This is a genomic window from Sphingomonas sp. C3-2 (genome assembly GCF_033025475.1).
Lineage (GTDB): Bacteria > Pseudomonadota > Alphaproteobacteria > Sphingomonadales > Sphingomonadaceae > Sphingobium_A.
The window spans coordinates 291,339-314,034 of the sequence record NZ_CP130322.1; the positions used below are offsets into that span (position 1 = coordinate 291,339).

Annotated in this window: 20 protein-coding genes and 2 tRNA genes; 15 read left to right on the forward strand and 7 right to left on the reverse strand. The window is 62.4% G+C overall.

All coding sequences use genetic code 11. The annotated features are described in order from the left end of the window. Positions 1 to 15: 15 nt before the first annotated feature. Both QYC26_RS01330 and QYC26_RS01335 read left to right on the forward strand, forming a co-directional pair. Positions 16 to 675: a peroxiredoxin gene (locus QYC26_RS01330; protein WP_317513610.1), complete on the forward strand. Its 660-nt coding sequence runs from the start codon at positions 16 to 18 to the stop codon at positions 673 to 675. Between the two features lie 2 nt (positions 676 to 677). Beyond that, on the forward strand, positions 678 to 1,715 hold the full coding sequence (locus tag QYC26_RS01335) for an MBL fold metallo-hydrolase (protein WP_317513611.1): 1,038 nt from the start codon (positions 678 to 680) through the stop codon (positions 1,713 to 1,715). Between the two features lie 49 nt (positions 1,716 to 1,764). On the opposite strand, the gene QYC26_RS01340 is transcribed toward QYC26_RS01335, so the two are convergent. The 5 genes from QYC26_RS01340 to QYC26_RS01360 form a co-directional block, all read right to left on the reverse strand. Beyond that, entirely contained in the window at positions 1,765 to 2,826 is a 1,062-nt protein-coding gene (locus tag QYC26_RS01340) for an alkene reductase (RefSeq protein WP_317513612.1), read from the reverse strand. A gap of 76 nt (positions 2,827 to 2,902) precedes the next feature. Next, positions 2,903 to 4,087, reverse strand: a complete 1,185-nt coding sequence (locus QYC26_RS01345; protein WP_317513613.1) for a DUF1214 domain-containing protein — start codon at positions 4,085 to 4,087, stop codon at positions 2,903 to 2,905. Between the two features lie 56 nt (positions 4,088 to 4,143). Then, positions 4,144 to 4,917: an SDR family NAD(P)-dependent oxidoreductase gene (locus QYC26_RS01350; protein WP_317513614.1), complete on the reverse strand. Its 774-nt coding sequence runs from the start codon at positions 4,915 to 4,917 to the stop codon at positions 4,144 to 4,146. Beyond that, complete coding sequence (locus QYC26_RS01355; RefSeq protein WP_317513615.1) at positions 4,914 to 5,738, reverse strand: SDR family NAD(P)-dependent oxidoreductase; 825 nt, start codon at positions 5,736 to 5,738, stop codon at positions 4,914 to 4,916. The genes QYC26_RS01350 and QYC26_RS01355 overlap by 4 nt, the downstream gene beginning before the upstream one ends. 4 nt (positions 5,739 to 5,742) lie before the next feature. Further along, positions 5,743 to 7,002, reverse strand: coding sequence for a sulfotransferase (locus tag QYC26_RS01360; RefSeq protein ID WP_317513616.1), 1,260 nt, complete (start codon positions 7,000 to 7,002; stop codon positions 5,743 to 5,745). 167 nt (positions 7,003 to 7,169) lie between these two features. Here QYC26_RS01360 and QYC26_RS01365 point away from each other — a divergent pair, with 167 nt between their 5' ends. The 3 genes from QYC26_RS01365 (at position 7,170) to QYC26_RS01375 (ending at position 11,725) form a co-directional block, all read left to right on the forward strand. Continuing rightward, entirely contained in the window at positions 7,170 to 8,192 is a 1,023-nt protein-coding gene (locus QYC26_RS01365; protein ID WP_317513617.1) for an AraC family transcriptional regulator, read from the forward strand. Between the two features lie 199 nt (positions 8,193 to 8,391). After that, positions 8,392 to 10,770 carry a TonB-dependent receptor gene (locus QYC26_RS01370; protein ID WP_317513618.1) on the forward strand — a complete coding sequence of 793 codons (2,379 nt, stop codon included), beginning with the start codon at positions 8,392 to 8,394 and terminating at the stop codon, positions 10,768 to 10,770. A gap of 115 nt (positions 10,771 to 10,885) precedes the next feature. After that, positions 10,886 to 11,725, forward strand: a complete 840-nt coding sequence (locus QYC26_RS01375; RefSeq protein WP_317513619.1) for a Coq4 family protein — start codon at positions 10,886 to 10,888, stop codon at positions 11,723 to 11,725. A 33-nt stretch (positions 11,726 to 11,758) separates the two neighbouring features. Here QYC26_RS01375 and QYC26_RS01380 read toward each other — a convergent pair whose 3' ends face one another. Then, entirely contained in the window at positions 11,759 to 12,379 is a 621-nt protein-coding gene (locus tag QYC26_RS01380) for a TetR/AcrR family transcriptional regulator (protein WP_317513620.1), read from the reverse strand. A 184-nt stretch (positions 12,380 to 12,563) separates the two neighbouring features. On the opposite strand from QYC26_RS01380, the gene QYC26_RS01385 reads away from it, so the two are divergent. The 3 genes from QYC26_RS01385 to QYC26_RS01395 are packed head-to-tail and all read left to right on the forward strand — an operon-like array spanning position 12,564 to position 14,739. Continuing rightward, positions 12,564 to 14,249 (forward strand): N-acyl-D-amino-acid deacylase family protein, encoded by a 1,686-nt coding sequence (locus QYC26_RS01385; protein ID WP_317513621.1) that lies wholly within the window; start codon positions 12,564 to 12,566, stop codon positions 14,247 to 14,249. A 12-nt stretch (positions 14,250 to 14,261) separates the two neighbouring features. Continuing rightward, positions 14,262 to 14,495, forward strand: a complete 234-nt coding sequence (locus QYC26_RS01390; RefSeq protein WP_317513622.1) for a hypothetical protein — start codon at positions 14,262 to 14,264, stop codon at positions 14,493 to 14,495. A gap of 19 nt (positions 14,496 to 14,514) precedes the next feature. Then, complete coding sequence (locus QYC26_RS01395; protein ID WP_317513623.1) at positions 14,515 to 14,739, forward strand: hypothetical protein; 225 nt, start codon at positions 14,515 to 14,517, stop codon at positions 14,737 to 14,739. A gap of 7 nt (positions 14,740 to 14,746) precedes the next feature. Here the strand turns inward: QYC26_RS01395 and mutL are convergent, their stop codons facing one another. After that, a complete protein-coding gene (gene mutL, locus QYC26_RS01400; protein WP_317513624.1) occupies positions 14,747 to 16,561 on the reverse strand; it encodes a DNA mismatch repair endonuclease MutL in 1,815 nt (604 codons plus the stop codon). A gap of 150 nt (positions 16,562 to 16,711) precedes the next feature. Between mutL and QYC26_RS01405 the strand changes: the two genes are divergently transcribed. The 7 genes from QYC26_RS01405 (at position 16,712) to QYC26_RS01435 (ending at position 22,574) form a co-directional block, all read left to right on the forward strand. Continuing rightward, a complete protein-coding gene (locus tag QYC26_RS01405) occupies positions 16,712 to 17,761 on the forward strand; it encodes a rod shape-determining protein (protein ID WP_317513625.1) in 1,050 nt (349 codons plus the stop codon). A 16-nt stretch (positions 17,762 to 17,777) separates the two neighbouring features. Beyond that, the gene (gene mreC / locus QYC26_RS01410) at positions 17,778 to 18,659 is read left to right on the forward strand and encodes a rod shape-determining protein MreC (RefSeq protein ID WP_317513626.1); all 882 of its coding nucleotides are present in this window, start codon (positions 17,778 to 17,780) and stop codon (positions 18,657 to 18,659) included. After that, a complete protein-coding gene (gene mreD, locus QYC26_RS01415; protein ID WP_317513627.1) occupies positions 18,656 to 19,168 on the forward strand; it encodes a rod shape-determining protein MreD in 513 nt (170 codons plus the stop codon). Before mreC ends, mreD begins: the two co-directional genes overlap by 4 nt. 13 nt (positions 19,169 to 19,181) lie before the next feature. After that, entirely contained in the window at positions 19,182 to 21,200 is a 2,019-nt protein-coding gene (mrdA, locus tag QYC26_RS01420; RefSeq protein WP_317513628.1) for a penicillin-binding protein 2, read from the forward strand. Next, complete coding sequence (gene rodA / locus QYC26_RS01425; protein WP_317513629.1) at positions 21,197 to 22,309, forward strand: rod shape-determining protein RodA; 1,113 nt, start codon at positions 21,197 to 21,199, stop codon at positions 22,307 to 22,309. The genes mrdA and rodA overlap by 4 nt, the downstream gene beginning before the upstream one ends. Positions 22,310 to 22,399: 90 nt before the next feature. Beyond that, positions 22,400 to 22,475: transfer RNA gene (locus QYC26_RS01430), tRNA-Lys, on the forward strand. Positions 22,476 to 22,498: 23 nt separating this feature from the next. Further along, positions 22,499 to 22,574: transfer RNA gene (locus QYC26_RS01435), tRNA-Lys, on the forward strand. Positions 22,575 to 22,696: the final 122 nt, after the last annotated feature.

The window sequence follows — 22,696 nt, forward strand, 5'->3', positions numbered from 1 at the left end:
AAAGGACGGACGGAGATGTCACTTCGCATCAATTCCGAGGCGCCGAATTTCACCGCCGAAACCACCGAGGGCCCGATCGATTTCCACGACTGGATCGGCAATGGCTGGGCAATCCTCTTTTCCCATCCCAAGGATTTTACGCCGGTCTGCACCACCGAACTCGGCTATATGGCCAGGCTCAAGCCCGAATTCGACAAGCGCAACACCAGGATCATCGGGCTCAGCGTCGATCCCGTCACCAACCATGCGAAATGGGCAGAGGATATCGCCGAGACGCAAGGCACGGCGCCCAATTTCCCGATGATCGGCGATACCGACCTCAAGGTTTCCAAGCTCTACAACATGCTGCCCGAGGAAATTGACGGCGGGTCCGATGGGCGCACCGCGGCGGATAATGCCACCGTCCGCACCGTCTTCATCATCGGGCCGGACAAGCGGATCAAGCTGATGATGAGCTATCCGATGACCACGGGCCGCAATTTCGACGAGATCCTCCGCGTGCTCGATTCGATCCAACTCACCGCCAAACACCGCGTCGCGACGCCGGTGAACTGGCAACGCGGGGAAGATGTGATCATCGCCGGCTCGGTTTCGGACGAAGAAGCAAAGGGCCTTTATCCGGACGGATGGAACGCCCCCCGCCCCTATCTGCGCATCGTGCCGCAGCCGCACTGACCATGTTGTTCGAAAGCTTCACCGCCGGCGGCTGCCGCTCATATCTGCTAGGCTGCGAAAGCTCGTGCGCCGCGGTGCTGATCGATCCGGAGCTTAGCCTGATCGATCATTATCGCGGCCATGTGCTCCAGCACGGGCTGACGGTGCGTTACGTCGTCGATACGCACACCCATGCCGATCATTTCTCCGCCAGCCGCCAGCTTGGCCAGATCTTCGGCGCGCATGTCGTGATGCACCGGCTGAGCGCGGCGCCCTATGCCGATATGCGGCTCGACGACGGCGACATGTTGATCGCGGGCAGCCTCAAGCTCACCGCCATGCATACGCCGGGGCACACGCGCGATTCGATGTGCCTCGTCATGGAAGACCGCGTCTTTACCGGCGATACGCTGCTGATCGGCGGCACCGGACGCACCGATCTTCCCACCGGCGATCCGCACCAATTGCACGAAAGCCTGTTCGACAAGCTCCTCCGGCTTTCCGGTGATCTGCGCGTCTATCCCGCGCACGATTATAAGGGGCGCGATCATTCGACCATCGCCGAGGAAATCGCCGCCAACCCGCGCCTCCAGATGGCCGAACGCGATGCCTTTGTGGCGATGATGCGCGATCTCGATCTCGCCGCCCCCACCCATCTTACCGAGGCGCTGCGCACCAATATGAGCGGCGGCAAGACGGTCGCCCAACTGCTCTCCGAAGCCGCCGCAAAGGTGCCCTTCATGTCTATGGCCGAACTCAGCACGCGGTTGGGCAGTAACAGCGGCGATCTCATCGTCATCGATCTGCGCGAAAAGGACGCCTATGATGCGGGCCATATCGCTACCGCCCGCCATCTGCCGCGCGGTCAGATGGAACTTCGTGTGAACACCGAGCTTCCCGATCCGACGATCCGCATCGTCACCTGCTGCGAACTCGGCAAGATTTCGACGCTCGCCGCCGCCACGTTGCGCGAGCTTGGCTATATGCGCGCCACCGCGCTCGATGGCGGCGTCGCTGCCTGGCGCCAGGCGGGCCATGCGATGGAAGCGACAAAGGGCTAATCAGGAGACGGCCGGCGTCACCCCTTCAAATGATGCCGGCCAGCCCGGTTCAGGCCAGTGCAGGATAATCGGTAAATCCCTCGGCCCCCGGCGTGTAGAGCGTGTTGAAATCGATCGCGTTCAGCGCTGCGCCGCTTTGCAGCCGCTCAACAAAATCGGGATTGGCGATGAAGCGTCGGCCAAAGGAAATGGCCGTCGCCCCGCCGGTTTCCACCAGCTCTTGCGCCACCTCGGCCGGCATCTCGTCGCGGTTCAGGATCAGATTTCCCGTCCAGCGTTCGCGCACCAATGCCAGGCTATCCAGCTGCGGATTGGGCACGTCGATCAGGTGCAGATAGGCCAGCCCCATCGGCGCCACGGCCTCGAGCAGCGCGCCGTAGGTTTCCACCGGATCGGCATCGTGAATATCGTTGAACGGATTGCCGGGGCAGATACGGAAACCCACCCGACCGGGGCCCGCCACCGCCGCCATTGCCGTGAGCGCCTCGACGACGAAGCGGATACGGTTCTGGGCGCTGCCGCCATAAGCGTCGATCCGCTGGTTCGAATTGGACGACAAGAACTGCGCGGGCAGATAGCCGCTGGTGCAGTGCAGTTCCACGCCGTCGCATCCGGCGGCCAGCGCATTGCGCGTCGCTTCGGCAAACTCAGCGATCACGCCCGGAATTTCCGCGATATCGAGCGCGCGGGGCTCATCAAGGTCAACCATCCCCTGCTCGGTGAAGATCTGCCCCGCCGCGCGGATGGCCGACGGCGCGACGCTCTCGGTGCCTTCCGCCTTGTTCAGCTGACTGGCGACACGGCCCACATGCATGATCTGCATCACGATCCGCCCGCCCGCGCCGTGCACGGCGTCGGTCACGCTCTTCCACGCTTCGATCTGGGCTGCGTCATGGATGCCGGGGGTGCGGCAATATCCCTTGCCGTTCGCACTGGGCTGCGTGCCCTCGGTGATGATCAGCCCGGCCGATGCACGCTGGCGATAATAGGCGACATGCAGGTCGGTCGGCACATCGCCTTCCCCCGCCCGGCTGCGCGTCATCGGCGCCATGACGACGCGATTGGACAGCGCGATATTCCCCAGCATGGCGGGGTCGAACAAATTTGGCACGTCTTGCTCCCATAACGGCCATGGGAACGGTTGCCCGTTCCCATGGTAAACTCTCAATCTTGGGCGGTTTGCCCGGTCACCATTTGAAGCGCTGAACAATCCCGCGACGGCGGCGGTCAAGCTGTTCGCGGCGCGCGGGCGCATCGATGCGCTTGATGTCCTGCGGCAGATGATCGAACAGCTCGGCCAGCTTCACCTGCTCGCACTGCGGCACCGGATAATGATCGGCGATCATCCAGCGATAGGTGATATACCCCTCGCTATGCCCCGACGGATCGAGCCAGTTGGGCACGCCCGGATCCTTGTGCGAGACGACAACGATCAGCTCGCCATCATCCTCGATCGCGGCATAATGGCAGTTGGTGTTCGACATGCGGTAGCGATAATCCATCGTCTCCCACCAGTAATTGCCGAACTCAACCGCCCAATATTGTGCCTCGGGCGGGCGGACGCGGATGATCAGCGCCTCGTCCTCGGGCAGCTTCCAATAGGAAATCAGTGGCTCGCCACCCGGCGTCGCGTCGATCTTGTTGTCATCGAGCTGGCGGTAGGACAGGAACTTGTTGGGCTGCACCTTCCACTTGTCGATCATGTCCGCCCAATAGGTGATCGACCATTTCAGCCAGTGCGACGCTGCGGCCAGCCCTTCCACCAGCGTTTCGGGCGCCAGCTGCGGCGGCGTGCCGTCGCCGGTCATCAGGTCGATGCGCGCTTCCATCGGCTTTTCGCCTTCCCAGTCCGCAAAGAACTGGCGGAAGGTGAGGCGGAAAGTGTCGGGCGTCGACCTGATCCAGTTTTTGCCGGGTTGCGGCTCGGGGCTCACCCAAAGCTCGAAATTGCCGTCTGCATCGACGTCGAGATCATCGGCGAACAACACCGAGGGAACCGCGCCGCCCCAGGGCGTCTCACCGCGCTCGACCACGGTGACGCTGAAATAACGGGCGGTGCCGCGATTGCCCGACACACGGTAGGTATCGGTGCCGTTGATCGGCGCGCCGACATAGAGCGCGTCGGTATTGTCGCCGCCCTGTTTCCGCATCGGATCGAAATAGTGCATCAGTTCGGGGTGGAGCGGATCCTTGTTCTCCATCTCGAAGGCCAGCGCGAGCGCGATGTTGCGCGACAGCGCCCGGATCCCGGCGGCGCGGTCCACCGGGTTGCTCGCGGCGGTTTCGCGGAATGCCGCTTCGCCGGCCTGCTTCAGCTCATCGCAAAATGTGTTCCAGGCATTGCGAAGCACGATGTCATGGTCAGCAGTCATGTTTCGTTTCCTTCAGAATATTATGGGGTGCCGCCACGGGGACGGCGCCCGGCATTTCAGTCGATCTTGGCGTCGATGCAGCCGACACGCGCCGAAAGCCCGCCGTCCACCGGCAGCACGGCGCCGTTGACGTAGCTGCTGTCTTCGGAGGCGAGGAAAAGTGCCGCCGCCGCGATCTCATCGGGCGATCCGCACCGCGCATAGCTTTCGATCTTCGCGCGTGTCTCACGGCCATCATCGGTCGCGTCGAACCATGCCAGCAGCGGCTTGGTCGCCGCATTGGGCAGGATCGCGTTGACGCGCACGCCCGCCTTGAAATTCTCGACCGCAGCGGTTTGCGTCAGGCTGATCACCCCCGCCTTGGCGGCGCCGTAAACGCCAAGCCCCGGCGCACCGCCAATGCCCGCCGATGACGAGATATTGATGATCGTCCCTGACTTCTGGGCGCGCATCGGGCGCAGCGCCGCCCGGATGCCGTAAAAAGTGGAGGTCAGGTTGCCCGCGATCACCCGGTGCCAGCTTTCATCGCTCAGTTCGGCGAGCCGCCCCGGCAACGTGAATCCGACATTGTTGACGAGCACATCGATCCGACCGAAGCGGTTGACCGGCTCAGCGATCAGCGCCTCGACCGCCTCGGCGGAGGTCACGTCGCATTGCCAGGCAATCGCGCGGTCGCCCAAGGCGGCTGCAACATTCTCAGCCTTGGCAAGATCGATGTCCGCCACGAAGACGGTTGCGCCCTCGGCCACGAAGCGGGCGGCGATCGCGGCGCCGATGCCGCCCTCGCCACCGCTGCCCGTGACGACGCAGATGCGGTCCGCCAGCCTCACGGCATGTACACGCCGCCGCTGACCGAAATCAGCTGGCCGGTGATATAGCCCGAGCAATCGGATGCCAGGAACATGGCAAGATTGGCGATATCTTCGGGGCGCCCCAGCCGCTTGATCGGCATCGAGCTCATGTTAAACAGCGTGCCGTCCTCCATCGACTGTTGCATCCCCTCGGGCGTGCCCATGTCGAGACGGTGCCAGAAGCTGCCCGACGCGATGTCCTCATTATTGTGCGGAACGATCCAGCCCGGCGCGATCGTGTTCACGCGGATGCCCTTGGGCCCCCATTCATAGGCCAGCGTCTTGGTCAGGCTGTTCACAAAGCCCTTCACCGCGCCGTAATGGACGATGCTCTGCGCCGCCTCGCCCAGCAGCGACGAGTTGGAGGAGATATTGATGACGCTGCCTGTCCCGCGCGACACCATGTCGGGCGCCACCGCCAGAGTCGCGTTCACCACGCCGTCAATATTGAGCGCGATTTCCCAGCGCCGGGTCTCGTCGTCCAGATCCTCGAACGCGTAGTTGCTCTTCACGCCGCCGGCATTGTTGACCAACACGTCGATCAACCCGAAGCGCTCATGCGCAATGGCCACCATCGCATCGACACTGGCACGATCGGTGACGTCGGTCGCCACCGGCAGCACGGTGCCGGCACAGCCCAGTTCCTTCGCACGCGCCGCCAGCTTTTCGCCGGTCGCCAGATCGCGCGATGCGGAGATCACGTTCGCCCCTTCACGGGCGAATTCGATCACCAGCCCATGGCCGATCCCGCCGCTGCCGCCGGTGACGACGACGGTTTTGCCCTTCAGACCCAGATCCATCTGCTTACCCCTCGCTAGTCACGTTAAAATATTCTTGATATCTTTGAAAAATTCGCCGCGTCTGATCGTCTTCGGCCACCGCATATTTGTGTGCGCCGAACTTGCCCTTGGGCTTGTGCGCCAAATAATTCTCGACCGCAGACCGTGCCTGTTCGGTGAACGGAAAGCCGATCCGCGCATACAGGGCCTCAAGTGCCTCGAGCGGAGAATCCACAAGCGCCGCATAATGCGAATGCGTGATCTGGTCCGCCGGGATCACCCCGCCTTCGAGCCAATCGATCATCTGTTCCAGCCGCGCGGCCGTGCCCTCGGGCGTCAGCAATTCCTCGAACGCCTGCGCGTCGAACGCCTTGTCGCTGCGCATGTGGTAGATCGTGCCGAGCAGATTGGTCACCGACCCTTGCGCCTTCACCGGATCACGGTGCGTCACGATTACGCGCGCGTCGGGAAACACCTCGAACAGCGTCGGCAGGAAACTCTGATGCTCGGGTGCCTTTAGCAACCAGTGATCGCGTGGGTTCTTCCACTGCAACAGCTTCAACAGGCGCCGGTAATAGGCATAGGCCGGCTTCTGGTCCGCCGCGAACAGCCAATTGACGTAACTCGGCACCTGAAACGATGCCGCCAGATGCTGCGACCGGAAGCTGAGCGGGAATGCCACGCCGCATTCGTTCGGGATCCAGGCCCCCATTTCATGCATCGCCTGATAGGCGGGGGCGACCCGCCCCATCTGCGTGATCAGTTCGTGCGCGCGCGGCACACGCGGATCGTTGCGATAGGTTGCGGCTTCGGGCGGCGGACAGGGCAGCACGAACTCCCAGTTCGCGGGCGCCAGGAACTGCTTGTCCTGCGCCAGCAGCTCGAACAGGATCGAGGTGCCCGATCGCGGCAGGCCCGTTACGAAAACGGGACGGTCAATCACTTCATCCTCGATCTCGGGATGCTGGCGATAGCATTCCTCGATCCGCAACCGGTTCTCGAGGAACAGCAGCATTTCCTGCCGCGTCCACAGCCGACCGAAGAAATGCAGTTCCGCCTCTTCGTTGATCGAGCGGATCAGGATTTCGAACGGCTCACGCCAGTCATCGTCGCCAAAGTCCGATAGCCCGGTATTGCGCTGCGCGGTGGCGATCAGTTCGGCGGCGTCGAGCGGCGCGACAATATTGTGTTTCCAGGCAGCGGTCTCTTCCAAAAATCGCGCCAGCCATTCCGGTCGCGGCGGCGGCGTCCAGGTGGAAACCGGAGCGGCAGTCCTCTCAGTCATCAAGCATCCCTACCTAAATTGGGCAGCCCATCTTTGCGGGCTATCCTCATGTGCCAGATGCACAAGGTCTAATCACCCGGTGCCACACATAGACATGGTTTCATGTTCAAATAGCCATGCTATCTTATCCATCGGTTCAAGCGAAGGCAGGCGGAAGGGAAAACAATATGCCGCGTATCACCGCCGTATCGCCGGAGGATGTTCTCAACCTGCTGCAGAAGGTCGCGCGCGTTGGCGGCGAGCCTGTCGAGATATTGCGCAAGGCGGGCATTCCCTACAGCCCGAACGACATCGAAACGGGCCGGTTTTCCCAGCTCTCCCGCAGCCAACTGATCGCCCTTTACCGCGAATCCATCGTCACGATCGGCTGGCATTCCAGCCGGCTCGATCGCAAGCCGCAGATGCACCCGGACGAATTCCGGCTGATGTGCCACTGCGTCATCACCAGCCGCACCTTTTGCCATGTGATCGAACGCCAGACGATGTTCTTCGGCACCCGGCATGACCGTATCTCCACCGTGTCGCTGGAGGTGAACGGCACCACCGCGACTGTATTGATCGATACTATGCGCCGCCGGAAGAACTTCAGTTCCTTCCTCTCCGATCTCGCCGGGATGTCGATGTTCTGTCGCCTCTATGGCTGGCTGCTCGGCATTGGCGAGTTCATCTTTCGCGTTGGCCTGGCCTATGACGGCCGCTACGCCGACGAGGCAGTGTCGGATTTTTTCGCAGGCGAACTCAGCTTCGATCATCCGGTCCACCGGATCACCTTCCCCGCCTATCTGCTCGACATGCCGATCGTGCGGACGCCCGACGAACTCGAGGGCCTGCTCGTCGATTTCCCGTTCGATTTCCTGTCCGCCACGCCCGATACGCTGGCGCTGCCCGATCGCGTTCGCTCGCTCTACATCATGTCGCTTTCGCGCGATCGTCGCCTGCCATCGCTCGACGAACTCGCACGCCTCACCGGCTACAGCACGAGCACGCTGCGCCGCCGCCTTGCTGACGAGGCGATCTCGATCCACGCGATCAAGGAAGAAACCCAAAAACAGATCGCGATCGAACTGCTCGGGAACAAGGCGCTCAATATCGATGCGATCGCGCTGCGTTCAGGCTTTCGGGATACCAACAGCTTTCGCAAGGCGTTCCGGCGCTGGACCGGGCAAAGTCCCTCGCAATTCCGGCAATAGCCCTCCCCAATATCGCCCGCCCCACTGCCCGAACGCAGGCCATGCGCCGTGCGCACCAATATTGTTGTCACAGCACAACATATACGATACGCACTGTATTCAATAAAAACGACCCATCTCAAGGACTCGCGCGCAACACGCGTCCGCGATGATCCGCGTGATGAGGATCGCGCAGAATAATCGATGGGAGAGGATAAGAATGGGTATGCGTAGCTATTGTGCGTCTGCGTCTGTTCTGGCCATGCTGGCCACCGCGAGCCCCGCATGGGCGCAAAATCAGGCTGCCGGATCGGGGGTCGGGCTCGAAGACATCATCGTCACCGCGCAGCGCAAGGAAGAAAGCCTGCAAAAGGTTCCGGTCGCCGTCACTGCGCTGTCGAGCGAACTGCTCGACAATGCCCGTATCACCAATGTCGAATCATTGAGCGGCTTCGCACCCAACGTCCAGTTGACGACGCAGGGCGTACAGTCGATCCCCATCATCCAGATCCGCGGCCTGCTTTCGGGCACGTCGGACAACGGCGTCGATCCGAAGATCGGCATCTATCTCGACGGCGTCTATATCGGCCGCTCGGTGGGTTCGGTATTCGATCTCGCCGATCTCGAACGCGTCGAAATCCTGCGCGGTCCGCAGGGCACGCTGTTCGGCCGCAACTCGACGGGGGGTGCGATCAGCCTTGTCAGCGCCGCCCCAACGGGCGAATTCGGCATCAAGCAGCAGGTGTCCTACGGCAATTTCGATGCCTTCCGCGCACGGACGATCCTGAACCTTCCCGCAATGGGTCCGCTCAGCCTCAAGCTCTCCTATCTGCACGACGAGATGGGTGGCTATTCGAAGAACCTGCTCGCCGGCAAAACGCTCGATTTCAGCCTGCGTCAGCCGGATTTTGGCACACTCACCTACGCGCGTGAGCTTGGCGCCAAGAATGTCGACGCGGTCCAGGTCGCCGCGCGGCTCGACATCGCGCCCGAATTTAAGGTCGATTATCATTTCGACTATACCGATTCAAAGACCACAGCGGGGCCGATGCAATTCCTCGGCACGACGCCCGATGCAGTGGGTCAGCTTGCCGGCGCCATCATCGCCTTCCAGCCGATGACCGGCGGGATCACCAATGCAGGCCGATCGCTGCTTCCCGAGGTCGCCGCAGCCACCAGCGTCCAGCCGCTCACCGTCGAGGGGCACAATCTCACCTTCCAATGGGATGTTGCGGACGAACTGACGGTGAAGAGCATCACCGCCTATCGCAAAATGAAGCAGAAACCGAATATCCACGATCTCGGGGCAACCGGCGGCCTTCGCTTCAGCGTCGCGCAACTCGGCGCACTTCTGACCGGGGATGTTACGGGCGTGCTCGATCCGGCCAATCAGCCCGGTCCCAATGACAGCCTGTTCACCCTGCTCACCGCGCGCTCGACCAGTCAGAAACAGTTTACGCAGGAACTTCAGTTCATTTTCGACTGGGACAGCGTCGATCTCACCTCGGGTCTGTTCTATTTCCACGAAAACTCACCGGCGACCAACGTGCTTGGCATTTTCCAGCCGGTGATGAACGGCGTCGTCTTGCCTACCCCGCTCGACGATGCGTTCGGCAGCGGCGTCACCCGCACCCGCGCGATCAACGATTCCATGGCGGCCTATGGCCAGGCCACCTGGCATGCGACCGATCAGCTCGACCTCACCTTGGGTGCGCGCTACACGATCGACGATCGCGAAACGATGCTGATCAGCGCGGCAGGCGCCGGGGGCAGCGGGCTCATTCCGGGGCGCGTCTACAAGACGAGCTACAGCAAGTTCAACTATACCGGCATCGTCACCTGGCGCCCCAATCAGGATGTCACCACCTATGCCAAGATCGCCAGCGGCTATGTCGCGGGCGGCATTTTGGGTGCCATTCCTTATGAGCCGGAAAACCTGACCTCATATGAAGTCGGCCTCAAGTCTCAGTGGTTCGACAATCGCCTGCGCGCCAATATTGCGGCCTTTTATTCGGATTATAAGGATCTGCAGACCGCATCCTTTGTCGGCGGCGTGCAGCGTTTCGACAATGCCGGCAAGGCACGGATCTGGGGGATTGAAGGCGAATTCCAGGCCGCACCGTTCGATGGTTTCACGCTCGATGCAAGCGTCGGCTATACCAACTTCAAATATAAGGAATATCTGGTCTACGACGAAGTGAACGACCAGTTCAATGATGTGGCCGATATCGCGCGTGTCACCTACACGCCGAAATGGAACGCCCGTCTCGCCGGCAATTATGAATTTGCCGAATTGCCGGGCGGCGGCAACGTCTTTGTAAGCGCCGAGGCGCGCTATCGGTCGAGCACGCCGCTCACCGAATTTCCGTCTGGCTCGCCCGCCCTCGATGCACTCGCCACGGCCAAGGCGTTCACGCTGGTCGATGCGCGCGCGGGCATCGCGGCGCTGCCGCTGGCAAATACCGCGATCGACATTTCGGTCTGGGGCAAGAACCTCTTCAACGAACGCTTCGCCACCTTCGGCCCTGTGGCGATCAACCAGGTCATCGCACCCGATCGTGGACGCACATATGGCATCGACTTTGCGTTCAAGTTCTGAACGCTTTCCGGCACGAAAAGGGGCGTGACGGAACCTTGGGGGGCCCTTTGCGGCTCCCCCTTTTCCCCTTCCGCCCCGCCGTACGCCGGGTTTTATATAAGGAGAGGATCAACGGATGGCACAGGATCTCGGGCTCGAGCTTGCCGCGCAGGAAGCAGCCTATCTGAAGGGCGGCAATGAACCGATCGCCGGCAGCCTCCTCATCAGCACGTCGAAATATCTGAACAATCCGCTGTTTCGCGACCTGTTTGCCCAGATGGGCCTCAAGCGCGACGGGCATGATCTGCCGGGCGCCTATCTCGTCCCCGAAATCAACCGCGCCTTTGCCGAGGTGACAGATGGTGCCGCACTTTACGGCGGCATCGCCGACGCCCGCGCGCGCCTTCCCGAATTTCGCGCTTGGCTCGATGCGCGCTTCGTCTCGAACCTTCAGGCCGATGCGGTGAAGGACCATGCCCCCGGCACGCTCGGCGCGCGCGTCCACGCCTTCATCGCCGACAGCGGCATGGATATCGACTTCATGTTCACGGGCGAGCCCAAGGACGATTATGAATATATCAACAAGCGCCGCATTCAGGTGCACGATATCGAGCATATGGTTACCGGGCTCGATCCCAGCCCCGTCGGCGAAAGCGCGCTGATCATGGCGAACACCATGGCGGTCATCAATTATTTCGGCGTCGAACTCGCAGCCGAACTCAACCGCCACGGGCTGTTCCTCGTCACCACCGGGCTAATGCGCGCGGCCTGCCACTACCCAGCACTAACCCCGGCCTATCTTGAAGGTCTCGCGCGCGGCCATGCGCTTGGCCAAAAGCAGAAAAAGCCGCTCTTCATGCTGAAATGGGAAGATTATTTCGACTGGACGATTGCCGATATCCGCGAGGAATTCGGCTTCCAGGACGGTCCGCCCGACGGCCATTGGGACTGGACCTACGCCGCCGCCAAGGGCTGATAATAGGCGGGGGCCGCGGCGAAATGCCCGGCCCTATGCCATGGGCGCGGCACCATGAACGATCAGTTCGGCGATCCGGTCGATCGCCGGCCTGCGATCGGCCCGCGAACTGAACAATGTCCCGTACATGATCGATCCCACCGCGATATCGAACACCGCATCGCTATCGACATCCGCGCGCACCAGCCCCAGCCGTTTGCCCTTTTCGATCGTCGTCTTCAGCGCATCGCGTGCCTCGAGCTCACGCCAGGCGTCCAGCTCGACGAGCAATCCCGGGTTTTTCTGCCAGGATACGATCATCCCGATGGCTGCCGCCGCCACATCCTTGCGGCTGTAACGGTCGTGGATCATGCCGAGCAACGCGCGAATTTCGGCCATCAGCCCTTCGGCCTCGATCACATCGGGAAAGCGGTCATCGCCGCCATTGGCGATCTCGTTGACGAGATGCGCCTTGCTCGGCCAGCGCCGATAGATGGTGACGCGCGAAATCCCCGTCATCTGCGCCACCGCCTCGAAGGTCAGCGCGTCGAAACCGCTGGTCGCCAGAATTTCGCGCGCCGCCTTCAGGATCGCGGCGTCATTCTCCGGATTACGCGGACGGCCACGCCCGCGCACTGCGGTCGCCGCGCCCTGCCCCTCCCCCTTGCTCTTCACTGCCGTCTCCGAAATGCGCTTGGCTCCGCGCATCCTTACGCATCAACCCACATCCGCTCAACACGACATTTTCGATGCACAGTGTTTCGTAAATTATTGCAATATACGTTACACTATGTATTGAATATATAGAACAAGCGGACGGCGCACCTGCGCCGCTTGCACCAGCGAGAGGAAAAGCATCATGGGGTTGGATCTCCTCATTCGGAATGCACGGATATGTGACGGGTCTGGCGGGCCTTCGTTCACCGGCGATGTCGGCGTGCGCGATGGACGCATCGTCGCGGTTGGCGACGTACCGGGCGAAGCCACCGAAACGGTGGACGCCAACGGACTGGTGCTCGCTCCCGGCTTTATCGATCCGCACACGCATTACGACGCACAGCTTGTCTGGGATGGGCTTGCCCAGCCCGCGCTTGAACACGGTGTCACCACGATCGTCCCCGGCAACTGTTCGCTGAGCCTCGCTCCGCTCCGCGCCGAACATCGCGAGTTGCTGGGCGCCACGTTCCGTAAGATCGAGGAAATGCCTCAGAATGCCTTCGACGCCGGGCTCACCTGGGCGTGGGAAAGCTTTGCCGAATATCTCGCCGCCATTCGGGCCCAACTCGGCATCAACGTGGCACCGCTCGTCGGCCACAGCCTGATCCGGCTTTGGGTGATGGGCGAGCAAGCGCGCGAACGCCCGGCCACCGATGCGGAAATCGCGACGATGCAGACCGCGCTGCGTGAATGTCTCGACGCCGGCGCGATCGGGATGAGCGGATCCTGGGTCGATATCGATCATGAAAACCGCCCGGTCCCGGCCCGCATGGCCGAACCGCGCGAGCTTGATGCGCTGTGTGCCGTGCTCGGCGAACGACGCGCGATCCTCCAGATCGTCCCCGAATTCTGGGATGCCAATATCCTGTGCGCGCGCATCGATATCCTCGGCGATCTTTCACGCAAGCATGACCTGACGATTACCTTCTCGCCGCTGTTCGACAGCAATTCGGCGCCGGATCTCATCGACATCGCGCTCGAACGCATCCGCCTCCAGACCGCTTACGGCGCACGCGTCATTCCGCAGATGCAGACGAGGCCGATCGATCTGTCATTCGATCTCACCGCGCCGATGTCGACCTTTGCGACGCTGCCAACCTGGTGGGCGACCACATTGCTGCCGCACGCCGAAAAGCTCGAAAAGCTGCGCGATCCCGAATATCGCGAGCAACTGAAGAAAGAGATTGAGAGCTTCATGATGCCGATCGGCCTCGCGCTCGATTTCGCCGATGCCTTCATCAAGCGGCCGGGCAAGGCCAGCGAAGCGCTGCTGGGGCGCCGCCTCGGCGATATCGCCGCCGAGCGTGGCTGCCATCTGGCGGAAGCGATCATCGACATCGCGCTTGCCGACGATCTGCAGACCTCGTTCGGGCTTGAGGCGCTGGGTCATAATCGGACGGGCAAGATCGCCCATTTTCTCGCCGATCCGCTGATCAGCATCGGTGCGGGCGATGGCGGCGCGCACGTCACCAACTTCTCCACGTACGGCGATACCGGCTTCCTGTTCAGCCATTATGTTCGTGGTCATAAATCCATGTCGGTCGAGACCGCCGTCCACAAGCTGACCCATGATGTCGCGCGGATCTGGGGGATCACCGATCGCGGGCTGATCAAGCCCGGCTATGCCGCCGATATCGTGCTGTTCGATCCAGAAACCATTGATCGCGGCCCCGAAATCGCGGTGCACGATCTGCCCGCCCCCGGCTTCCGCTATATCCGCCGCGCAGAGGGCGTGCGCGAAGTGTTCGTCAACGGCTACCGCGCCTATCATGCCGCCACGGGCTATACCGATGCCCGCACCGGCCATGTCGTGCCGCAGGCGGCCTGAGGGAGAGAGACAATGCTCAAGTCCGAAATCCGCGTCCCCCCCGCCCGCGCCTTCATCCAGCCCGCGCACGGCGACAATTGGGAAAGCATCGCCGCGCGCGTTCTCCCCGAAACCCCGGTGCAGGATGCCGTTCAGCAACTGGTGAGCTGGAACCTGTTTCTTGCTTTCCGCCCGGGCGGCGGCGTGATCACACCGTCCGACATCGTCTTCATCGAAGCGCCCCGGGCGGCATCTGCCGCCGCCTGAGATGCCAGACGCTTCGTCCATGATCGCGACGATCGAAGCCATCGGCCTCACCGCCACCCATGACGGTGAGGCCGCGCTTGTCGTGACGCTTCGCTTTCCGGGTGGCGGGCGCTCGCAGCTTCAAGTGCCCGGCGAACAGGCCGCCGAAATCATGCGCCGCGCCAATGTCCGCGTGGCGGGCGACCTGGTCGGGCAGCCCTGGCATGTCCTCCAGATCGGCCCCATCGGTTTCGCTTCGCCCTGAGTTGGCGTTACTTGCGACCGAACAGCTTCTCGATGTCGGCGTGCGCAAGCTTAATCCATGTTGGGCGGCCATGGTTGCACTGCCCCGAATGCGGCGTAACCTCCATCTCGCGTAGCAGCGCGTTCATCTCGGCGACGGAGAGCACGCGTCCCGCGCGGACCGACCCATGGCAGGCCATGGTCGCCGCGACATGGTCGATCCGCTCCTTGAGCGACAAGGCTTCGTCATACGCCGCTAGTTCATCGGCGAGGTCCGCCACCAGCCCCTTGACGTCACTCTGCCCGAGCAGCGCGGGCGTCGCGCGCACGAGCATCGCCGCCGGACCGAAGCGCTCCAGTTCGAGCCCGAACGCGGCGAGATCCGCCAATCGTGCCTCAAGCCGATCGCAGGCGACCTCTTCCAGTTCGACCACCTCGGGCAGAAGCAGCGCCTGAGACGCAACGCCTCCGCCCTCGACCGCGCGCCGCATCCGTTCGAGCACCAGACGTTCATGCGCCGCATGCTGATCGACGATCACCAGACCATCCTCGGCCTCGGCAACGATATAGGTTTTGGACACCTGACCGCGTGCCACGCCCAACGGATAGCTTACCGTTTCTGGCGGCGGCGCATAGGCCGGCTCGGCGCGCCCCATCACTGGCGGTGGCGTGAAACCCGGCCGTCGGTCCCAGACCGATGCCTGGCGGGGCACCGCCGGAGACGCGAAAGCCGCAGCAAAGCTGTCAGCCGCAGTCGCGCCAATCCCGCCAAATGCCTCGGAGGCAATTGCCGACGCCGCCGCCAGCGGTTCGCTCTGCCAGTTGGCAAGCCCTGCCTCATTCGGGCGCTGGACGCTTTTATGCCCGGCCGCATCAAGCGCACGGCGAAGCCCGCTCACGATCATCCCCCGGATCAGCGCGGGGTCGCGAAAGCGAACCTCGGTCTTTGCCGGATGGACGTTCACATCGACCTGATCGGGCGGCAGATCGAGGAAGAGCGCCACGACCGGGTGGCGGTCGCGCGCGAGGAAGTCGGCATAGGCGCCACGTACCGCGCCGACGAGCAGCCTGTCCTTCACCGGCCTGCCATTGACGAACAGATATTGGTGATCGGCAACGCCGCGATTGAACGTCGGGATGCCGGCCACGCCGCCCAACCGCACCTGCTCGCGCTCGAAATCGAGCGCAACGCTGTTCTCTGCGAGCGCGCGGTCAGTGAGCGCCGCCACGCGGGTCGGCCTGTCATCGCCCGGCTGGACGTTGAGCACGCGCCGCCCCTCATGCTCCATCGAAAAGCCGATATCGGGGCGCGCCATCGCCAGCCGGCGGACCACGTCCACACAGGCGGCGTGCTCGGTGCGGGCCGATCGCAGGAACTTGCGCCGCGCGGGCACCTTCTCGAACAACCGCTCCACCCGGATCCGTGTGCCCGGCGGCAAGGCCGCCGGGCCTTCGGAGTCCAATCGGCCATTATCGACGATCCGTTGCCACCCGTCCTGCCCCCGGACGCGGCTTTCGAGAACGAAGCGCGAGACACTGGCGATCGACGGTAACGCCTCGCCGCGAAAACCGAGTGTGGTTACCAATTCGATAGCATCGTCGGGCAGTTTCGAGGTGGCGTGCCGTTCGAGCGCGACCGCCATTTCGTCGCGGTCCATGCCGCATCCGTCGTCGACGACTTCGATCAGATCGATCCCGCCGCCCGCGATGCGCACGGCGATTCGTGTCGATCCCGCATCGATAGCGTTTTCGACCAGTTCTTTTAGCGCGCTGGCTGGTCTTTCAACCACTTCACCGGCGGCAATACGGTTGACAAGATGCTCGGGGAGACGGCGTATTGACATGAGGCTTTCTCTAGCCCAAGCGACGGCATCCCGCGACCCGGCGTTTAGTAAAAATTGGTGCTTGCAGACATCTGAAAGCGCCGTAGCGGAACCTATTTACTGGCGCGGCTCCGGCTGTTAGCCAAAAGACCAGTCTGGACGGGCACACGCATGTCGTTTTTCTCTCGTTTGAACTTTTTCAAAATGATGTCGCATGACATGGCGATCGACCTGGGGACCGCGAACACCGTGGTCTATCTGCGTGGCCGTGGCGTCGTGCTGAACGAACCTTCGGTGGTGGCCATCGAAACGCTGAACGGCGTGAAAAAGGTGAAGGCCGTCGGCGAAGACGCCAAGCTGATGATGGGCAAGACTCCGGGAAGCATCGAAGCCATCCGTCCGCTCCGCGACGGCGTGATCGCCGACATCGACGTCGCCGAACAGATGATCAAGCACTTCATCCTGAAGGTGCATGGCCAGCGCCGCTTCCCGCGCTTCCCCGAAATCGTGATCTGCGTCCCCTCGGGCTCCACCTCCGTTGAACGCCGCGCGATCCGCGATGCGGCATCGAATGCGGGCGCGAGCCAGGTCTGGCTGATCGAGGAACCGATGGCGGCCGCCATCGGTGCCGAAATGCCCGTCACCGAACCCGTCGGCTCGATGGTCGTCGACATTGGCGGTGGCACCACCGAAGTTGCGGTACTTTCGCTTCGCGGCCTGGCCTATACCACTTCGGTACGCGTCGGCGGTGACAAGATGGACGAAGCGATCGTCTCCTATGTCCGCCGCAACCACAACCTGCTGATCGGCGAAGCAACCGCCGAGCGCATCAAGCAGGAAGTGGGCGTCGCCAAGATGCCGCTCGACGGCGTTGGCAAGACGATCCATATCAAGGGCCGCGATCTTGTGAATGGCGTTCCCAAGGAAATCACGATCAATCAGGGCCAGATCGCCGAAGCGCTTTCCGAACCCGTCGGCACCATCGTCGAGGGCGTGCGCATCGCGCTTGAAAACACCGCGCCCGAACTCGCGGCCGATATCGTCGATCAGGGCATCGTACTGACCGGCGGCGGCGCGCTGCTGCAGGGGATCGACGAAGTGCTGCGCGACGAAACCGGCCTGCCCGTCACCGTTGCCGACGATCCACTCACCTGCGTTGCGCTCGGCACCGGTCGCGCCCTGGAAGACCCCGTCTTCCGCGGCGTTCTCCTGACGGCCTGATCGGAAGGGGCTGCTCATGGCGCCGCCGCAAAACCGGCGCCCAGGATTTTCCCGCAAGGCGCAATATGGCCTGTTTGCAGGCTATGTGGTTGCCGTGGCCGGCGCATTGCTCGGCCTCTTGCTGGTCGTCACCTCCTGGGTGGACCCGGCCGGGCATAACGCGATCCGGGCGCTGCTCAGTGATGTCACTGCCCCCGTGTCCCACGGGATGCGGGCGGTGGTCAACAGCGCCTCAGACGGCGGCGGCTCGGTCTCGGAATATTTCCAGGCAGCCAGCAAGAACGCTGCGCTTCGGGCCGAGCTCGAGGTGGCCCGACGCAAGCTGATCGAAGCGCGTGCCACCGAGCAGGAAAACCAACGCCTCAAGCGGCTTCTGAATGCCGTCGAACAGGGCTCGGTGCCCGTCGCCGTCGCTCCGCTGATCAGTTCTTCCGCCAGCAGTTCGCGGCGTTTCGCTGTGCTGGCAACGGGCGCGTCAAGCGGCGTGCGCAACGGCATGCCCGTGCGCGGTCCAGACGGGCTGATCGGCCGCGTGATCGAAACCGGTATCACTTCGGCGCGTATCGTTTTGGCGAGCGACACGGGGATGGTTATCCCGGTCATCCGGGTCAATGACGGGCTCCCCGCCATTGCGACGGGCACTGGCGACGGCGCGGTTGAAGTCCGCGCGCTGACGGCGGGTTCGAACATATTCAAGGTAGGCGACGTCTTCGTCACGTCGGGCACTGGTGGCGTTTTTCCGCCGCGCATCCCGGTCGCGATCGCTATCCGCGCGCGCGGCGACGCCGCGCTTGCACGTCCGCTCGCCAATCCGGACCGCGCCGATCACGCGATGGTATTGCCGGTCTACCAACCTGTCGTGGCAACCGCCCCCGTTCAGGATTCCCCTTCGGAATGAGCAACGCCATCCGCACGGACCGCGAAGAGGAGATCGCACGCCTGCGCGGACAGGTGCTCCCCATCATTTCGACGATGATTGGGTCAGCCGCCGTTCTCCTGCCCTTCATCGCCGACTGGCCCTTTCTGCCGCCGTTCGGGCTCATGCTTTTCCTCAGCTGGCGCCTGCTGCGCCCCGAACTATGGCCCGCCTGGATGGGCATCCCCCTTGGTCTCGTCGATGATTTTTTCAGCGGCGATCCGATGGGGAGCGCCATCTTCCTGTGGACCGCCATCCTCATCGCCCTCGACATAGTTGATCGTCGCCTCGTCTGGCGCGATTATCTGCAGGATTGGCTGATCGCCGCAGCGGCCATCCTCTTCGCGCTCGGCGGCGGGCTTCTCGCCTCGAACATGACTGGCGGTAACGGAAAACTTGTGCAGATCGCGCCTCAGATAATCCTTTCCATCCTTCTCTATCCCGCCGTTGCGCGCTTCTGCGCCATGCTCGATCGCTGGCGCCTGTCCTGATGGGTCTGGCGCAATGAAGGAAAAGCGCAAAATCGTCCTCACCGAAGGGCAGCAATCGCTGGTCTTTACGCGGCGCTCGGTCTTTCTGGGCGCAGCGCAGGCGGGCGTGGGGGTCATCCTTGCCAGCCGGTTAGGTTGGTTGTCGGTCGCGCAGAACGAGCGTTACTCGCTCATGTCCGAAAGCAACCGCGTCAACCTGCAGCTCATTCCTCCACGGCGCGGCTGGATCGTCGACCGTTTCGGGCGGTCGATCGCGATGAACCGTACCGATTTTCGTGTCGACCTCATTCCTGATCGCATCCTCGACGCGGACCATGCCGTCACCGCGCTTGGCGATCTGCTGGGACTTGAGGATGACGCACGCGCGCGCATTCTGGAGGACCTGGAAAAGGCTGCCGGCTATCAGCCCGTTCCCGTCGCCGAACGGCTGACGTACGAGCAATATGCCGCGATCAGCGTCCAGCTTGCGGACATTCCCGGCATCAGCCCGGCGCGCGGCTATTCACGCTTCTATCCGGATGGTGCCGCGGTTGGGCATTTGGTCGGCTATGTCGGCCCGGCCTCGTCCAAGGATTACGAAAAGTCGCGCGATCCGCTGCTCGTCACGCCTGGGTTCAAGGTCGGCAAGGACGGCATCGAAAAAATGCTCGACCTCGATATGCGCGGCAAGCCCGGCGCCAAGCGCACCGAGGTTACCGCGCGCGGCAAGCTCGTCCGCGAACTGACGACACGGCCGGACACGCCGGGCAATCAGGTAAAGCTCACCATCGACGCCGGGCTCCAGGCATACGCCGCACGGCGCCTTGGCACACAATCCGGCTCCTGCGTCGTGATCGATTGCCATAATGGCGATATTCTCGCCATGGCATCGATGCCTTGTTACGATCCCAACAGCTTTTCCGATGGCATCAGCCATGACGAATGGAACATGTTGTCCGAGGACGAGCGCGTTCCGCTGATGAACAAATCTCTTCAGGGGCTTTATCCGCCAGGATCGACCTTCAAGCCAATGACAGCGCTGGCGCTGCTCAGCGCTGGCGTGGACCCCGAAGAAACCGTTTTTTGCAACGGCGGTTATCAGCTCGGCAACCGGCGCTTCGGTTGCCTCGGACGCCATGGCGCGATGAACCTGCACCGCGCCATCGCAAAGAGCTGCAACACCTATTTCTACGCCATGGGACGGCGCGCCTCGATCGAACGGATCGCAGAGGCGGCGCGCAAAATGGGACTGGGCGCCGATCACCCCCTACCCGTTCCGTCGCAACGCTATGGCACCGTCCCCGATCCCGAGTGGAAAAAGCGGCGCTTCAAGCAGGAATGGAGCGTGTCGGACACGCTCAACACCTCGATCGGTCAGGGTTACCTGCTCGTCAGCCCATTGCAGCTTGCGCTGATGTCCGCGCGCATTGCATCCGGGCGTGCGCTCGCCCCACATCTTCAGGCCCACCCGCCACAACAGGCGCCCTTTATCGAAGGCATTCCGCAGGAGCATTTCGCGCTCGTTCGCTCTGGGATGGACGAAGTCGTCAACGGTGCCGGCACGGCCGGGCGCAGCCGCCTGCCTCTCGCCGATGTGCGCATGGGCGGCAAGACCGGCACGGCACAGGTGCGCCGCATCGCCGGCGGCGCACGCGGCGGCTATAACGTGCCATGGAAATATCGCGACCACGGCCTTTTCGTATGCTTCGCGCCGGTGGAAAATCCGCGTTACGCCGCAGCCGTCGTCATCGAACACGGCATGTCGGGTTCAGGCGCCGCCGCCCCCGTCGCAAGCGACACGCTTCTCTATCTGTTCGATCCGGCCAAGGCGATGGAAAAGCTCAACGCCTTTGAAAAGCAGTGGGGCGGTGACATCGGTACGCGCATGGCCACAGAAGCCACACGCTACAAGGCCGCAAAAAGGGCAGCGGCCGATCCCGAAGCTGCGGCCGAACAGGCGGCGGCAGCAGCCGCCAATACTTCCGGTGCCTCCGCGAATACCACCAGCAATACCGCGCATGGAACGGCGCATAACGCCCAGGATCCCGAATGACCGGCCCCTCCTTCGTTCCCGCCCCGCTCGCACGCCTTCCCTGGAAAATGCTGCTGCTCGTGGTTGGCATCACCACCTTCGGTCTGGTCGTGCTTTATTCGGCGGCGGGCGGACATCTTCGCCCATGGGCAATGTCGCAAGGCCTGCGCTTCTGCGTCTTCTTCGTCATGGCAATCGTCCTGTCGCGCGTGCCCGAGGGGTTCTGGAAAACGGCTGCCATCCCAATCTACGTCATCGTTCTGGTCCTGCTTATTCTCGTCGAACTGCTCGGTTTTGTCGGCGGTGGCAGCCAGCGTTGGCTCGATCTGGGCTTTATCCGCATCCAACCATCGGAAATGATGAAGCTCGCCATCGTCCTGACCGTGGCACGATTCTACGATCTGCTGCCTGCCAGCCATATCCGCAGTTGGACAGCGATCTGGCCGCCCGCCGTTGCCATTGGCCTGCCCGCTATCCTCGTTCTGCTCCAGCCCGATCTCGGCACCGCGCTCATGATCATCGCGGGCGGCCTGACGGTCATGTTCCTGGCGGGCCTTCCGCTATACCTTTTTGTCGGTGGCGGGCTCGCCCTCGCGGCCGCAGTGCCAATCGTCTTCTCGATGCTGCACGAATATCAGCAGAAGCGCGTCTTCACCTTTCTTGACCCCGAAAGCGATCCGCTGGGCGCGGGCTATCATATCAGCCAGTCCAAGATCGCGATCGGATCGGGCGGAATCTTTGGTAAAGGCTTCCTGAACGGTAGCCAAAGCCATCTCGATTATCTGCCCGAAGGCCATACCGACTTCGTATTCGCCACCATGGTGGAAGAATGGGGGCTGATTGGCGGCCTAGCAGTGATCATCGGCTTCATCATGCTCGTCCGCTGGGGCGTGCGTGTGGGTCAACGCGCCGATTCGCGCTTCTCGCGGCTGACAGCAGCAGGTCTCGCCACCACGATCTTCTTTTATGTGGCGATCAACCTTGCAATGGTCATGGGCATGGCACCGGTGGTTGGGATCCCTCTCCCGCTCTTTAGTTTCGGGGGTTCGGCGATGATGACCGTGATGATCTGCATAGGCATCATGATGTCGATCGACCGAGCGTCGAAAGGAAAATCGTCGCTGAATTGAATTTAGGGTTTGCAAGTTGGAAATCCCCCGGTAAAGGGCTCCCATCTTGATCGCGCCGCCGACCAAAACGGCCGATTATCTGGAAAAAGTGGACGCATAGCTCAGTTGGTAGAGCAGCTGACTCTTAATCAGCGGGTCCTAGGTTCGAGCCCTAGTGCGTCCACCACTTCCCAGAAAGATGCCCAGAGTGGACGCATAGCTCAGTTGGTAGAGCAGCTGACTCTTAATCAGCGGGTCCTAGGTTCGAGCCCTAGTGCGTCCACCACTCTCTTCTCCAAGCACCTAAAGCTACGGCGACGAGCGTCGCCATTTTGAGCAACATTGCTTGACTGAGTGACTAGGCATAGAGCCCGAACGGGATTGGCTACGGCCATTTGGCCACCAACA